The organism is Candidatus Chryseobacterium colombiense (assembly GCA_029203185.1).
GTDB classification, from domain to species: Bacteria; Bacteroidota; Bacteroidia; order Flavobacteriales; family Weeksellaceae; genus Chryseobacterium; species Chryseobacterium colombiense.
The window spans coordinates 1,270,520-1,286,108 of the sequence record CP119310.1; the positions used below are offsets into that span (position 1 = coordinate 1,270,520).

The 15,589-nt window shown below is 36.3% G+C and carries 11 protein-coding genes; 4 read left to right on the forward strand and 7 right to left on the reverse strand.

Annotated elements, in window-relative coordinates; genetic code table 11:
* Positions 1 to 332: 332 nt before the first annotated feature.
* Both P0Y62_05520 and P0Y62_05525 read left to right on the forward strand, forming a co-directional pair.
* The gene (locus P0Y62_05520) at positions 333 to 1,013 is read left to right on the forward strand and encodes a uracil-DNA glycosylase family protein (GenBank protein ID WEK71015.1); all 681 of its coding nucleotides are present in this window, start codon (positions 333 to 335) and stop codon (positions 1,011 to 1,013) included.
* Between the two features lie 74 nt (positions 1,014 to 1,087).
* Complete coding sequence (locus P0Y62_05525; GenBank protein WEK71016.1) at positions 1,088 to 1,258, forward strand: hypothetical protein; 171 nt, start codon at positions 1,088 to 1,090, stop codon at positions 1,256 to 1,258.
* Positions 1,259 to 1,267: 9 nt separating this feature from the next.
* Here P0Y62_05525 and P0Y62_05530 read toward each other — a convergent pair whose 3' ends face one another.
* A complete protein-coding gene (locus P0Y62_05530; protein WEK71017.1) occupies positions 1,268 to 1,462 on the reverse strand; it encodes a hypothetical protein in 195 nt (64 codons plus the stop codon).
* A gap of 192 nt (positions 1,463 to 1,654) precedes the next feature.
* Here P0Y62_05530 and P0Y62_05535 point away from each other — a divergent pair, with 192 nt between their 5' ends.
* Positions 1,655 to 2,698 carry a GntR family transcriptional regulator gene (locus P0Y62_05535; protein ID WEK71018.1) on the forward strand — a complete coding sequence of 348 codons (1,044 nt, stop codon included), beginning with the start codon at positions 1,655 to 1,657 and terminating at the stop codon, positions 2,696 to 2,698.
* A gap of 81 nt (positions 2,699 to 2,779) precedes the next feature.
* Positions 2,780 to 3,223, forward strand: coding sequence for a nuclear transport factor 2 family protein (locus P0Y62_05540; protein ID WEK71019.1), 444 nt, complete (start codon positions 2,780 to 2,782; stop codon positions 3,221 to 3,223).
* Positions 3,224 to 3,448: 225 nt separating this feature from the next.
* On the opposite strand, the gene P0Y62_05545 is transcribed toward P0Y62_05540, so the two are convergent.
* The 6 genes from P0Y62_05545 to P0Y62_05570 form a co-directional block, all read right to left on the reverse strand.
* Entirely contained in the window at positions 3,449 to 4,600 is a 1,152-nt protein-coding gene (locus P0Y62_05545) for an alpha-hydroxy acid oxidase (protein WEK71020.1), read from the reverse strand.
* A 92-nt stretch (positions 4,601 to 4,692) separates the two neighbouring features.
* Positions 4,693 to 6,078: an FGGY family carbohydrate kinase gene (locus P0Y62_05550; GenBank protein ID WEK71021.1), complete on the reverse strand. Its 1,386-nt coding sequence runs from the start codon at positions 6,076 to 6,078 to the stop codon at positions 4,693 to 4,695.
* 394 nt (positions 6,079 to 6,472) lie between these two features.
* Positions 6,473 to 7,753, reverse strand: coding sequence for a sugar isomerase (locus P0Y62_05555; protein WEK71022.1), 1,281 nt, complete (start codon positions 7,751 to 7,753; stop codon positions 6,473 to 6,475).
* 217 nt (positions 7,754 to 7,970) lie between these two features.
* Positions 7,971 to 10,073, reverse strand: a complete 2,103-nt coding sequence (locus P0Y62_05560; GenBank protein WEK71023.1) for a bifunctional aldolase/short-chain dehydrogenase — start codon at positions 10,071 to 10,073, stop codon at positions 7,971 to 7,973.
* Positions 10,074 to 10,270: 197 nt separating this feature from the next.
* The gene (locus P0Y62_05565; GenBank protein ID WEK71024.1) at positions 10,271 to 12,334 is read right to left on the reverse strand and encodes a RagB/SusD family nutrient uptake outer membrane protein; all 2,064 of its coding nucleotides are present in this window, start codon (positions 12,332 to 12,334) and stop codon (positions 10,271 to 10,273) included.
* Positions 12,335 to 12,352: 18 nt separating this feature from the next.
* The gene (locus P0Y62_05570; protein ID WEK71025.1) at positions 12,353 to 15,397 is read right to left on the reverse strand and encodes a TonB-dependent receptor; all 3,045 of its coding nucleotides are present in this window, start codon (positions 15,395 to 15,397) and stop codon (positions 12,353 to 12,355) included.
* Positions 15,398 to 15,589: the final 192 nt, after the last annotated feature.

Sequence of the window (15,589 nt, forward strand, 5' to 3'; positions counted from 1 at the left end):
TATAATTTGCGTAAGAAAGAAAATGAGGGTATTTTTGAAACGAATTTATTTCAATGTTTTAATTGCAGATTAACATATAAAGATTTAATTTCATAACTATTTAAACATTAGCTTATAGTAGACAAGAATTAACATAAAACATTTGTATCTCATAATGTTGTCGTTCTAAATTACCACAAATACAATTAGTACAACTTATGACATTGATACGTCCAGAAATGGGCGCAACTTTGTCTTTTGTACTAATGGCTGTGGTAAGCCCTGAACGACAGAAGAATTTAGGTTGCGTCCTGTTTATTTTAGGTCTGTTATTAACGTTCAAAATTACCACAATGAAAAAATTAATCCGCTACAATAATTTAGTAGCGAAATTCAAAACTCATCAATTCAAAGACCTTGAACTGGTCAATCCTCACAATATTGATGGATTTAACTTTGAAGTTATTAATCCATGGGAATTATGGCATAATGATCTCAACGCTGATATTATGTTCATTGGACAAGATTTTAGTGATACAGTGTCATTGCAATCTAATTTATCAAATAATTGGGAGAAAGAAAAGAAGACCGCCACTAATAAAAAGATAATTGAATTTTTCAACATTTTAGGTTATCCGTTTCATGAAATAGATTACACACCAAACAGCAATACACATAAATTGTTTTTCACTAATGCAATTTTAGGCATTAAACAAAGTGATGTAACAAATATGAGTAAACCAGTGAAAGAGGCTTGGTGTCTTGAAACTATTGATTATCTCAAAGAACTTATAGATATAGTTGATCCTAAATACATAATCGTTATGGGGAAAGTTGCTTATAAAGCCTTATGCTCCATCTATAATATCATTCCTAAAGAAACAATTTCACAAGCAATTGGAGAACCTATCAAATTACCTAACAATAAGACTCTATTTATCGTACAGCATTGCTCTCCATTAGGTCAACGAACACGACCTTTGAAGGATCAAGTTGATGATTGGATAAATATTAAGGAGATAATGAAAAATTAAGATTTATTTGCTATCTTTATATGACGAAAGGAGGCTTTCTCAGAGCCTCCTTTCTAAATAATAAATATTTAAAAATGAATAATATTAATATTTTACTTGAGTTATTACAACTTTATAATAAAGATATTGCTACTCATACGCCTAAAGCAATCACCACCGCTGTTGAGCCATCAACTGAATTAGATGAATTAGATACTTCTGAGTTTGAGGAAGAGTTAAATCCTGCCTTGTTTCTTGATTTATAATAACTGCTTTTAATCTTCGGTTTTTTCCTCTATTGGTACAACAGATAGCTGTACTAAAGAACCTCTTATACCATCGTGAGCTTTGTCATTATCAAAAAGAGTGTAATCCTCATTGAGAACGCCAATCACGCAATTATGTTTGTGTTGAAACTCATCCAGCATCTCATTGATTTTAAGTTCTAAATCTATTAACTCTGATTCCATTTTAATATCATTTTAATTTTACTTGAATATAATAACTTTGTTTTTAATCAAGGTTAGTTAACAATATCGTTGCCTTAATTTAACATCACTAAAGAATAACTTATAAAAAATTCGTAACTTGTCTCCCATGATTGTAAGTCAAATTTTGGAGTTATTTCAGAATTTGATGCTAATATCCTTTTATTTAAAGCCATGGCAGAAACATTCGAAATTTACATTAATGAACATTCAAGAGTTCCGAAATACAAGCAGATTGTAGATTCTATTCTGAATGGAATTGATGGCGGAGAGATCCAGATCGGAGAAAAAATCCCTTCCATCAATGAGCTTAGTGAATCCTGTTTTCTTTCACGGGATACCGTGGAAAAAGCCTATAAAGAGCTGAGGAAAAGGCAAATCATCGAATCTGTAAAAGGCAAAGGATATTATATTTCCCGTGTCAATAAGAATGACATTATCAATATCTTCTTTCTGATCAACAAACCGAGTACTTATAAAATGATGATTTATAATTATTTCGTGAATGCAATCGGTACCAAAGGAAATGTGGAGATGTATATTTATCATTGTGATGAAACCCTTTTCGTCAATTCATTAAAGAAAAATCTTGGCGGATTCGATTATTATGTAATCATGCCGCATTTCCGGGATGAACAATCAAAACATACAAGCTCAACACAGGAAGTGATCGATATAATCGAAAAAATCCCAAAAAATAAACTGCTGATGCTGGATAATACAAAACCCAATATTTCAGGGGAGTACGGTTCTATTTTCCAGGATTTTGAACACGACATTTATGATGCTTTGGAGGAAGGTTTAGATAAGATCAGGAAGTATGAAAAAATTATCCTGGTATATCCTGATAAATCCATACACCCCTATCCTTTCCGTATTGTACGTGGTTTTGAAAAATTCTGTAAGGATTTTAAACTCGATTATGAAATTCTGGACGAGATCTATCCCGATATGGAATTACAGAAAGATATTTTCATCACCATTCGTGAGCGTGATCTGGTAAATCTCGTAAAACAGGTAAGACAAAACAATTTGAAATTGGGTGAAGATATCGGCATTATTTCCTACAACGAAACCCCTTTGAAAGAATTGCTTGGAATTACTGTAATTACTACAGATTTTAAGGCTATGGGCGAATCTGCAGCGTATATGATCTTAAAAAATAAAAAGGAATCCGTGAATAATGTGTTTAAATTTATTCAGAGAGATTCTCTTTAAAATGTAATTATTTAAATTTATTCAAAGCGCAATCGATTGCATTAAATTTCTAAAAAACTTTTAAAACTATATAATTCAATTATGATCAAAAAATTAATGTTTGCCATGAGCTTTATAATGGCAATAACTGCTTCAGCGCAGAAAATCAGTGATAAAGATGCGGTGAATGCTGCTGCGGAAAAATTAAGATTGTCCATGATCAGTGGAGAAAAACCTGAGCTGGAATCCCTAATTCTACCGGAATTAACCTATGGACATTCGGGAGGACATATTGATGATGCCAAAGAATTCGTAGAAAAACTAGTAAGTAAAAAATCTGACTTTTTAACCATTGATATTACAAATCAAACTGTGAATATTGTTGGAAATACGGCGATTGTCCGTCATCATTTTTATGCAACGACTGCTGATGCAGGAAAAGCTCCGGGTGATGTAACACTGGATATTTTATTAGTTTGGGCTAAAGTGAAGAATGACTGGAAATTATTGGCGAGACAGGCTGTGAAATCTGAAAAGAAAAAATAATATCAAGATTCTAAATAAATACCTTACAAAGTTAGCTTTTTTGGGTATTGTCCTTCTGACGAAGGAAGAATCTCAACCCTTATTTATAGATTCTTACTTCGTCAGAAGGACAAACTGTTCATGAATTTAGGTTTCAATACAAGTTCATTTCGCGTTGAATATAAAAAAAGTTCGCAAGAGAAATCTCTTCGAACTTTAATATAATTTAAATCTCAAAACTGATTCTTACTTTACTCTAAAGTTCTGCAGATCTTCCGGTTTTTCACAGCACACCTGTTCCATTACCTGCCTGAACTGCATTTTCAACATTTCAATGATGTGATCTCCGCCTTTGTCACCTAAAGCTCCGACTGCATACATAAAAGTTCTTCCCATAAAGGTAAATTCTGCACCACAACTCAAAGCACGGGCAACATCCGGACCGGTTCTTATCCCACTGTCCATCATGATCTTAATTTTATCTTTATATTTTTCGCTGATTTCTTTTACTACTGTAATTGTAGATTCTCCGGCATCCAATTGCCTTCCGCCATGGTTTGAAATAATCATTCCGTCAAATCCCAACCGTACGGCTTCTTCGGCATCTTCATCGGAAGCAACTCCTTTAATGACCAGTTTTCCTTTCCATTTATCACGGATGGCTTTGATTCTATCCGAATTCAATCTTCCCGAGAATGTGGAATTCATGAACTGCCCCAATTGTTTCACGTTCATATTTTTATCCATATATTTTTCCATAGTCTTAAAATTCGGAACCCCATGTTTGAGCATTTCTAAGCACCATTGAGGTTTTACCAACGCCTGAGAAACATTTCTGAAATTCAACTGAGGCGGCATTGCCAAACCATTTCTGATTTCTTTGGCTCTGTAACCGAAAGTAGGAACATCAGACAACACACATAGTACATCATAGCCAGAAGCTTCACAACGATCGAGAATATCATCCCTTAACCATTCTTCTCTTGGATGATACAACTGATACCATGCTTTTCCTTCCGTTAATTCTGCAATTCTTTCAATACTGCTCGTTGTAACAGTACTTAAAATGAAAGGAATATTATGTTTAAAAGCCGCTTTTGCCAAAATTTCAGGAGCGTTTGGCCACATCAAACCCTGCAAGCCAACCGGCGAAATTCCGAAGGGGGCTGAATATTTTACGCCGAATAATTCGGTTTCCATATTGGCTTCTGCGTAATTATTATTCAAATAACGCGGTCGAAGCAGAACTTCTCTCAATTCGCTTGTATTACGATCTCTGTTGATGTTTTCGTTACAGCCTCCATCCAGATATTCAAAAGCGAAACGAGGCATCCTTTTTCGGGCTTTTTCAATCAGTAATTCAAGAGAAGCGTAACGGGTATCAAATGGAAATGACATAATGGATTGTTGATTGTTGATTGTTGGTTAGTAGTTGCTAGTTTTTGAGATTTGCCATCCACTGATAACAATCAACCAACAACTAAAATATTTTATAAATTAAGGATTAAAGGTTGAAGCACTTTCATCTGATAATGCTGCTGTAAAAAAGTATCGTCGATTTTCTTATTCGAGATCACCATTGAAGCTCCCAATGCAGAACCTAATGGTGAATGCGTAGACATCACATGATAATCCTGAAAATGGTGAGACATCAGCTTCATAAATACATCATTATCGGTGAATCCGCCATCGATATAAATGGTTTTGATTTCGGAATTTCCAATCGCATTTTTAATGGTATGAATCTGTAAATCCATTAATTCGATCATTAATTGATGATAGGCTTCTTCAAAAGTAGCAAAAGAATTTAAATCGGTCTCACTGATCATTTTTCTTTTTAAAATAATCCCTTCAAAACGGAAATACACCGCTTTATGCTTCATTAAACGAAGATACAATTCCTGATCAAACTGAACTTCCCTGTGGAATCCATATTCTTTACCATAATGAGCACACAGTTTCTCCACCTGAATTTTGTATTCATTTCCCATGAAAAATCGGGAGGCTTTCACCCGTTTCCCATCTATCCGCATATAATTCAGACAGTTGTTTTCGATATCTTCGTCGGTTAAACTTTCATCATTGAACGGATTTAAAGAAATGCTCCAGGTTCCTGTAGAAAGCAATAAAAACGGTTCTTTTTTACTTAAAATATAGGGTAAAAGTGCAGAGGAACTGTCGTGAATTCCAACACCTATTTTAATTTTTTTATTCCTGTAAGAAGTATTAATGCTTGCAGAAGTCGGTACAATCGGTGGTAATAAAGCATCTATTTCTTCTTCGTACACCCAGTCATGATAATCTGCTTTATCGTAATCCCACAAATTGGTATGGCAGCCGATTGAAGTAAATTCCGACACACAAATTCCGGTAAATAAATACGATAAATATTGAGGCAAATGAAGGCTGTAACGGATCTTCCTGAATACTTCCGGATGTTTATATTTTAACCAGAATAATTGTAAACCAGAGTTCAGCATTCCTGCTTGTGGAGAAGCTGTTTCGCGTGCAATTTTCAGCTTGCTTCCGTGTTTTTCGTAAAACAGATCAAGAATTTCCTGATCCATCGGTTTGGTATAATTGTATAAAGGCGTCAGAACATTTCCTTTCTGATCCAGATGCACAAAACTTGCTCCATAAGTCGAGAAATTAATGGCTTTTACTTCAAAATTTTCATCATCTAAAATCGCATTAAAATTATCTTTAATCCAGTTTTGTAATGCAGCAAGGTCTTCTGTAGGATAACCGTCTTCATCGGTTGTAAGCGGCAGTTCTGTGTACTCACGAACGACTTCCTGATAATTTTTATCAAATAAAAAGAATTTTTTATTGGTCTTTCCAATATCAAATACGATGGTTACCTTTTTTTTAGACATTCCTGGGATTAATTTTTTTTATTTTTTAAACACTAATGCTATGAATATTTCTCATTAATGGCACTATCTGTTTGTTTCTATTTCATTTTAACGCAAAGTTCACAAAGATTTTTTCTGACAACTATACGTTTTTAAGTTTGCAAAGGCGTTTCACTTAACTAAGCACGCAAGGAATAAATTATATTTTTATATTTATTTCAATCATTATTTTCACACCATTAAGGAGTGTTCAGATATTAAAATTTATTTAGAAAAATCCACTAGTTCCTGAGGTATTACACCTAAAATCTTAATAATCTAAACACTTTCAACCTTAATGATAAAAAAATAAGGATACATATAATTGAAAACTTTCGATTGCACCTGAAAGTTCAAATTATCAATTCTAAACAAGTTATAATCCTGTCGCTTTTGCATTCAAACCTCTTTCAGAGATTAAATGTTCTCTTACTTTAAGGTTTCTGTAAGCCGCGATCGGATCCAGAGCTGCTCCTGTCTGTAATCTTGCAGCTCTTAGTAACGGACGAACATCTGTTCTGTACGCGTTTTGCAGAATCTCCTGTGCACGGACAACATCGTTATTCACCTGTGCATCTTTCAATGCTTTCTGATCTACCAAAAGTGCCTGTGCGTAAGCAATTAAAATCGCTTCTAGAGACTGGATCAAATCTTCCAACGGATCTTTGATATTGTGACTTGCATCGATCATCCAGGCCGGATAAGGATTCTGAGGATTGTTCTCCATTCCGTATACCAATTCATTGAAAATTAAGAACAACGCATAAGGTTTGATAGAACCCACCGTTAAATCATCATCTCCATATTTACTGTCGTTGAAATGAAAACCTCCCAACTTTCCTTTATACATTAATGTCGCAACAATTTGCTCAATGTTTGAATTGGGTAAATGATGCCCTAAATCGACCAATGTATACGCTCTTTCCCCGCAAGCATTGGCCAACATGAAAGATGTTCCCCAATCCTGGATGGTTGTTGAATAGAAATTTGGCTCGTAAGGTTTATATTCGATGAATAATTTCCAGTCTTCCGGCATTCCCGCGTAGATTTCCTTTAAACTCTGCTCTGTTTTTGACAAAGCCGTCTGGAAATTCAATTGTCCAGGAAAACTAGCTCCGTCTGCCAACCAAACGGTTAGGCTTTTTGAATCCAATTCTTTCCCAATCCTGATCACTTCTTTATTGTGTTCAACGGCATAGGCTCTTGAATCTTCATTTACGGAATTTAATGACCCAAATTTATATGAGTGTTTTGCATCCGGCTGATCCTGAAACGTATTGGAATTCATCGCATCAAAAACAAGTCCGTGAGAAGCGGCTTTTTCTTTGATTGCTTTCACATCGCCTGGAATATCCCATGGAATATGTAAAGAAACGGCTCCTGCAGAATGCGTCAAAGCATGAATTAATCCAACATCATCAAGCTTCTGTTCTAAAGTTGCAGGTTCTCCGCCGTAAGAAAATCTTCCGAAACGTGTTCCTCCTGCTCCCAATGCCCAACTTGGAATGGCCACCTGAAAATCAGCAATTTTATTGACGATTTCAGAAACGTTAACTCCTGTTTTTGTTAATTTATTGTGTAGAAAATCAAAATCTATATTAAAATTTTCAACTTCATTTTTATTGTGCTGTTCTATAATTTCTTTTCCTATAATCATACTTTACTTTTAATTTTTTAGATTGAATTAATTTGTTTAAATATTTAACTTAAACCATTAAGATTATTTAAGTTATTAAGTTCTTTAATAAAAATGAATTTGATTTTTTAAGCCTATCTCTTAAAGTAAAGCTAAACTTAACAATCTTCAACTTCCTCATAAAACTTTATGGTTCAAATATTTAATTTATCAAATTAAAATAATCTCTTTTAAAAATTTATCTCGGGAAAGCATTTGCCATTCCGCCGTCTACATTGATAATGTTTCCTGTACTTTTATCTAAAATCGCAACACAGGCAAATACTCCGTTGGCGATATCTTCCGGAAGAATGATTTCATTCAATAAGTTTCTCTTCGCATAAAACGCAGGCAATTCTTCAACAGAAATTCCGTTGGCTTTTGCTCTGCCTTCCGCCCAAGAACCTTCCCAAATTTTGCTCCCAACGATCACTCCGTCCGGATTTACAACATTTACTCTGATCTTATCTGCTGCCAATTCTGCTGCCAATAATCTTGTCATGTGCTGTTGAGCTGCTTTTGCGGTTCCGTAAGCTACATTATTGGGTCCGGCAACTAATCCGTTTTTACTAGCGATGTTTACGATATCACCTCCTAAACCTTGTTTTTTGATGATCTCCACACCGTTTTTAATCATTAGGAACTGACCTTTTACCAATACATCTTCTAATAAATCCCAGTCCTTTGTCGTAGTATCTTCTAACGATTTAGAAATTGCCAACCCTGCGGAATGCACAATGATATCTACCCCACCGAAAGCTAAAATGGTTTCTTTGAAGGCGTTTGCGATTGCCTGCTCATTGGTGACATCACACGGAACACCTACTGCCTGATCTTTGCTGTATTTCGCCGTTACAGAATCCAAAGCTTCCTGATTTAAGTCTGTGAATACTACAACTGCACCTTCCTGAACCATTTTATCAGCAATTGCCTGTCCGATTCCACCTCCGGCTCCGGTTACCACAGCAATTTTTCTCGATAATGGTTTTTCCTTAGGCATTCTCTGCAGTTTTGCTTCTTCTAACAACCAATATTCGATGTCGAACGCTTCCTGCCTTGGTAAAGATGTGTATTCAGAAATAGCTTCCGCACCACGCATTACGTTGATTGCATTTACGTAAAACTCACTTGCAACACGCGTTGTCTGCTTATCTTTTGAGAAACTGAACATCCCTACTCCCGGATAAATGATGATCACCGGATTCGGATCACGCATTGCAGGGCTATTCGGATGTTTGCATGTTTCGTAATATTTTTTGTATTCTTCTCTGTATTGTTCGAAAAGCGGAGTCAGCTTATTTAAAATTGCAGTTGAGTCTGTCAAGTCTTCATTTGGAGAAAGACTTAATATCAACGGCTGGATTTTTGTTCTTAAAAAGTGATCAGGGCATGAAGTTCCCAATGGAGCCAAACGATCCAAATCATTGCTGTTGATAAATTCCAAAACGGTATCGCTGTCTGTAAAATGACCTACCATTCTGTTTTCCGAAGATGCTAAACCACGCAATAAAGGCATGATCTGAGCCGCTTTAATCTTACGGCCAACCGGAGAAAGAGATTCTACTTTCTGTCCTCCGAAAACCTGTCCGTTTTCTTCAATTTTTTCAGCAATATATTCAGAAGCCATTTCAATGACTTCCAAGCTGTTGATATAACATTCGTGAGAGGTATCTCCCCACGTAAACAAACCGTGGCTTCCTAAAACAATTCCACGGATTCCCGGATTATCATGTAAACATTTTTCCAGCTGTAATCCTAAATCGAAACCGGGGCGTTGCCATGGAACCCAGCCCATTGTATCTCCCCAGATTTCTTTTGTAATTTTTTCACTGTCTTTTGCGGCAGCAACTGCAATTAAAGCATCCGGATGAAGGTGATCGATATGTTTAAATGGAAGAAGCCCGTGAAGAGGGGTATCGATAGATGGCGCTTTGCTATCTAAATCAAAAATACAGTGATTGAACAATCCTACCATTCTGTCTTCGTCTGCTAAGCCCTGATAAACATTTTTTAAGTTTCGTAGTCTCTCTGTATACAAACCTGCGATTCCTTTTCTTGTTAAAGTTCCGATGTCACCACCTGAACCTTTCACCCACATTACCTCAACATTCTCATTGGTCAGCGGATCTTTTTCGATGGTTTTGCAGCTTGTGTTTCCTCCTCCATAATTTGTGATTCTTAAATCAGCCCCTAAAATGTTTGAACGGTATAAAAATAGAGCAACCTGATCGTCTCCTAAAGCCGCTGCCTTATTTTCATCCCATAGATAGTCTACATATTTGAATGTTTTTACTTTTTCCATTGTTTGTCTTATATTTCTAAATTGTAATCCAAAATTAGATGGTAATCTCCGGTACAGCATCCCGTACTATACTGGTAAATACTGATTTTAAAGATAAATTAACGTTCGATTTTCTTTAACTTAATTTATATCCATCTTATTGGATGATAATTCGTATTTTATGATTTGGTGTTTAAATATTTTTATTCAGGTATTGATTAATATCCGGGAAGCTGGGTCAGGTTTGGATTATCAACCAAAGGATGTCCTGCTGAAGCTGCCGCGAAAGGAAGTAATTCTGTTTTATTAGGTACAAATCCGTAGAAAAGTCCATCTCCTCCACCTTCAATCCAGTTTGGATAGGTTCCTCCGTTTTCGGCTGAACCGGTTGGTTTTGTATAGATGATATTTCCTATTTGCAGCGCATTAAATCCTCCTGTAAATCCTACTGCTTTTCTTGCATTTCCGTTAAAAGTACTTGTATAGGCTTCGAACATCTTTGCAGGATACCATTTGTCTCCGGCAACTACAGTTTGTCCATGTGCGGTAACTATGCTTGCCAAAGCTGTCTGATAAGCAGCATAATTTGCAGAACTCGTCGGTACATTTTGAACCACTGCAATCTCAGCAGGACTTGTAATATCTATATATTTAAGGGCTAAAAATGGATCTCCATATACCTGTGCATTCTTTTCAAATTTATAAAGACGCAAAGCAGGTGTGTTTGCATAGACTCCAGTTTTGTTTGACAAATTTTTCATCGCTTGTCTTGTAGCATCGATTTCACTCGCCAAACGGTTCATTCTGATCAAATCTGTACGAAGATTAAATTCACCGGCAAATTCCCATTTACGCTCCTGAACAATAGCGCTTTCAAATGCCTGTTGACCAGTCGGAATCGCTAAAGAACCTATTCCTGCACGAGTTCTTACTTGTTGTAAAGCAGCAGTTGCCGCAGCAGTAGGGCCTCCGTTCAAATAATTTTGAGTTTCTGCATACATTAATAAAACATCTGCATATCTGATCAAAGGAATATTTAAATTACGTGCATCCGCCGCCTGAGGTGCAACACACCATCCCATTCTGAATTTACCAGACATGATACATGAAAATGTAGTTCCTACATTTACCCAGGTATCTGTTGCAGCACCGGCATTTAAGAAATAAATACTGTAGGATGTACAAGAAACATCTCTACGTGTATCTCCGAGATTAAAAGACAGGTAATAACTTGGTAATATAAATTGCAATGCCTTTCTGGATCCATAAGTTCCTCCACGAGATCCCTCCATTGCGTAAACTCCAAAAGCGGAATTGGTAGTCGCTCCGTATTCAGCGATATGCCAGAGCATTTCTGTATTGGTAACTGAAAATTTTCTTTGATCGAAATTGAACCATAATGCTTCAAAGCCGCTTTTACCACCCTGAGCCTGTACTAAGCTCGCTGTACCTCCATTAATCACCGCAGCTGCTGCATTGTCTGCAATCTGATACAACTGTTGAACTCTCCCGTTATCGCTGCGACGAGACATCATAGCTCCACTTCCTGTATTCAGATCCCATCTCAGAGAATACCCTGCCGCATATAAAGCAATTCTTGCCAATAAAGCATTTCCCGCAGGTTTTGTTAAACGTTCTGTTGTTATTCCTGTAGCAGGCAGATCATTGATAGATTCCTGCATATCAGCAATAATGCGGTCGTAAATTATGTCACGAGAAGTTCTTTTCGGATAAAAAGTATTTGGATCTTTAGGATCTGCTTCTTCCAAAGGTATCCAAATGGCGGGTACATCACCATAAACCCTGATTAAGTTGTAGTAACAAAATGCCCGAATCGCTTTCGCTTCTGCCAATAGAGCATCTCTTTTTGAGCTTGCTGCCATCGTCGGTAATCTACTGATCGCAATATTGGCTCTTTCTATAATGGCGTACATGGCGGCGTAAATTCCTGTAACTGTATTAGGCGTATAAGCATCATATTGATAGTTACAGATATTGTATTTGGAATTATTGGTAGATCCGTCTTCTGAGGAGTGGGTAACTGTATCTCCTGCTCCCAGTTGATAATACATTTCGGTAGGAACAATACCTCTGTATAGTCCCTGAACGAAAGCATCTGCAGTGTCAAGGTTCGTAAATACTGATTCTGTATCGGATGAGTTATAAGCAGGTTGATTTAAAAAATCGTCGCTACAAGAATTGATGCTTAAACCGGCAATCAAAATTGCTGGAACGATAATCAGCTTTTTTATAAGGTTATTTTTATTAAATATAGTATTCATGATGGAAACGTTTAAAGATTAAAAAGTAAGATTGATACCCAACACATAGCTTCTGGATCTTGGATATGAAGAACTGTCGTATCCTGGCGTGACTGTAACACCACTTGCTGCGGAAACTTCAGGATCATAACCTGAATAGCCTGTAATTGTTGCCAAATTATTAACCGTTGCATAAATACGGGCATTGGTCAATTTAACATGACTCAAAAACTCTTTGGGAAAAGAGTATCCCACTGTTACCATAGAAATTCTTAGATATGAACCATCTTCTACATAATATGACGAAGGGTAAGTTATATAACTTGAATTGGTAGTTCCTAAACTCCAAAGGCGTGAATCTTCATTGGGATTAAGCTCTTTTAGTCGCACCAAGCTTGTTGCAGCCTGTCCGGTATTAGGATCAATCACATGGTAGTAATTATCTCCAAATTCTGAAGGTACATTTTGAAACATCGCATAAGGGCTCATACTGTGTTTTGTTGCATTATAAACATCACCTCCTACGCTAAACTTAAGAAATACAGCCAGATCAAAGCCTTTGTATGAAAAGTTATTGCTAATTCCTCCAACAAAATCCGGAGTACCATTTCCTATCTTCACTAATTTTCTTGTAAACTGGTCTCCGGCTTCGTTATCAGCTGCAAACTTAATGTCCCCAGGTTTGGGTGTCCCAGATGCAGGTTTCACCACACCGGGTTTTAAAGTTAATGTTCCGTTTGATGCCTGAATAAAATCATCAGTCGTGTAAATCCCCTGATATACATATCCATACATATCTCCTAATTCTTCTCCAACTGTAGCATAATACGTTACCATACCGGATCTGTTGCCTCCAACACTGAAGTTCCTAAAGGTTCTTCCCTCATCAAGTGATAATACTTTTGACTTATTAAATCCTATATTGGCATCTGTAGACCATCTGAAGTTTTCAGATTTTAAGTTTATTGAATTTACTGTAAATTCCAGCCCCCTGTTTCGCATAGAACCAACATTCACAAACTGACTTTTATATCCTGTAGATGCAGGAATTACAGTTTCCAGCAACATTCCGCTTACATTGTTGTTATACCATTCAGTCGTTAATTTAACTCTGCTATTAAATAAAGCCAGATCAACCCCTAAGTTGGTAGATTTCATCTCTTCCCATTGTACCCAACGATTTCCCAACACAGTGCTTGTTACCAAAGCCAGGTTACCCACTGTATTATTAATAGGATAGTCCGAGCCTACCACATTGGTTCTGAATACGTTATTAGGGATACTATTATTACCTACGATTCCAAATTCATATCTGAATTTCAAATCATTGATATATTTCTCAATTTTAGAATCTTTCCAGAAACTTTCTTCGGACACTCTCCATGCAGCAGCCACTGATGGAAATACTCCCCATTTTTTACCCGGTCCAAATTTTGAGGAACCATCTCTACGAATAGTTCCTGTTAACAGATACCGATTATCATAATTGTAATTAACACGTGCAAAATATGACAATAGAGAATTACTGGATTTGTCAGCATCTTTATCTGCAACAGTGGCATTGGTAATATCATCTAATCCGTAATTTAAAATCGTAGGAAACTTTATCAATCTCATGCTATTGCTTTCGTTTTCCTGATAAATAATTTCATTCCCGATAAGCCCTGTGATCTTATGTTTTTCGCCTAAAGTTTTGTTATAGGTTAATGTATTCGTAATCTGGTATCTGTAGGCTTCAGAATTTCCAATGCTCCCGTTAATTCCTGTATTCACAGGATCTGTAAGATATGCACGGGAATTTTTATCTGAAAAGGAAGTGGATTTACTGTTGGTCCAGTTATAAGAACCCGCTGTTCTGAATGTGAAGTCTTTAAACAGATCAAACTCAAGACCTACATTAGCCAAAAATGTTCTTATTCGCCTGTTTTGTGTGGATGCTGCAGTTTCAATATATGGGTTTTCTGTATCAAAGCTTGAATCTAATGCGGAATAATCAGTAAAAGTCTGTGTATTGAACAACTGATCTTGTGTAAATAAAGTTCCTCCTGTAATAGGCTGAAGCAATATTTTTTTCATTCCCGAATATGCTCCGCCACCATTGGTAGAATTAGAAGTAAACATTGAACTAAAATCCAAACGTATTCCTTTGTACAATTCTGAATTGACATTGGCACGTAATGAATTTCTGGTTTCACTAAAGTTCTGTAACAGACCGTCTTGTTTATTGTAATTATAACTGATGAATGTCTGAGTTTTATCGGTCCCTGCTGAAACACTTATATTATGATTCTGTGTTAATCCTGTTCCTCCTAACATTTTTTCCTGCCAGTCTAATGCAGGTGCTGATCCGTAACGATTACTTATTCTGCTGAAAACACCCGTATAAAATCCCGGAGAATCTATTCCTAGACTATTATCGAAAACATTACTCCATTGTGTTGTTTTGCCCTGCAACTGAGCCATTTCATACTGATATTTTACATATTGTTCCGAATTAGAAACCATATCCAGCTTCTTGGAAAGCATATCAAATGACATAAAAGTATTATAATTGATAGTAAGCCTTCCTTTTTTCCCGGTTTTTGTTTTAATAACAATAATACCATTAGAACCTCGGGCACCATATATGGCGATGGCAGAAGCTCCTTTCAGGACATCAATACTTTCAATATCATTAGGATTAATAACATTTAATGCATTATCCAGCTGGAAGCCGTCAACAATATACAAAGGTTCCGTTCCTTGAGTAATTGATGCACCACCACGAACAGTAACGTTTGCACTTGCTCCCGGAGCTCCGCCTGCTGTTACAATATTCAAACCAGCTGCTCTTCCCTGTAATGCCTGTAAAGCATTCATGGCCGGAGTAGCCGCTAAATCTTTTGCTGAAACTGAAGATACTGATCCTGTTAAATCTGATTTCTTAACTTTACCATAACCAATTACCACTACTTCTTCAATATCTTTAGTTTTACTTTTCACAGTATCATTTGCCACCTTTTGCCCCCAGACAAAACTCGTTGAAAGCATAAATGCCGGAAACACTATCCGCTTTATATTTTTGTGTTTAACTATTAAAGACATATATTAATTTTTATGTTACCAAAATACACCGTTACAAAAATTCGAGCATCCTGCCATATCCTGCATTGAAATATTCACATTTTAACTCAAATAAATACAAAAATCACAACCAATTACCACAAACCATTGAAAATTTAATCACATTATATAGAATTAAATTATGAATTCGTAAGAAATACATTCCCAAAAAAG

What these genes read in the sequence shown, in the direction of transcription:
- P0Y62_05540 (WEK71019.1), top strand. Translation starts at nt 2,780, where the DNA reads ATGATCAAAAAATTAATGTTTGCCATGAGCTTTATAATGGCAATAACT.
- P0Y62_05555 (WEK71022.1), bottom strand. Translation starts at nt 7,753, where the DNA reads ATGATTATAGGAAAAGAAATTATAGAACAGCACAATAAAAATGAAGTT.
- P0Y62_05525 (WEK71016.1), top strand. Translation starts at nt 1,088, where the DNA reads ATGAATAATATTAATATTTTACTTGAGTTATTACAACTTTATAATAAA.
- P0Y62_05560 (WEK71023.1), bottom strand. Translation starts at nt 10,073, where the DNA reads ATGGAAAAAGTAAAAACATTCAAATATGTAGACTATCTATGGGATGAA.
- P0Y62_05535 (WEK71018.1), top strand. Translation starts at nt 1,655, where the DNA reads ATGGCAGAAACATTCGAAATTTACATTAATGAACATTCAAGAGTTCCG.
- P0Y62_05530 (WEK71017.1), bottom strand. Translation starts at nt 1,462, where the DNA reads ATGGAATCAGAGTTAATAGATTTAGAACTTAAAATCAATGAGATGCTG.
- P0Y62_05545 (WEK71020.1), bottom strand. Translation starts at nt 4,600, where the DNA reads ATGTCATTTCCATTTGATACCCGTTACGCTTCTCTTGAATTACTGATT.
- P0Y62_05570 (WEK71025.1), bottom strand. Translation starts at nt 15,397, where the DNA reads ATGTCTTTAATAGTTAAACACAAAAATATAAAGCGGATAGTGTTTCCG.
- P0Y62_05520 (WEK71015.1), top strand. Translation starts at nt 333, where the DNA reads ATGAAAAAATTAATCCGCTACAATAATTTAGTAGCGAAATTCAAAACT.
- P0Y62_05565 (WEK71024.1), bottom strand. Translation starts at nt 12,334, where the DNA reads ATGAATACTATATTTAATAAAAATAACCTTATAAAAAAGCTGATTATC.
- P0Y62_05550 (WEK71021.1), bottom strand. Translation starts at nt 6,078, where the DNA reads ATGTCTAAAAAAAAGGTAACCATCGTATTTGATATTGGAAAGACCAAT.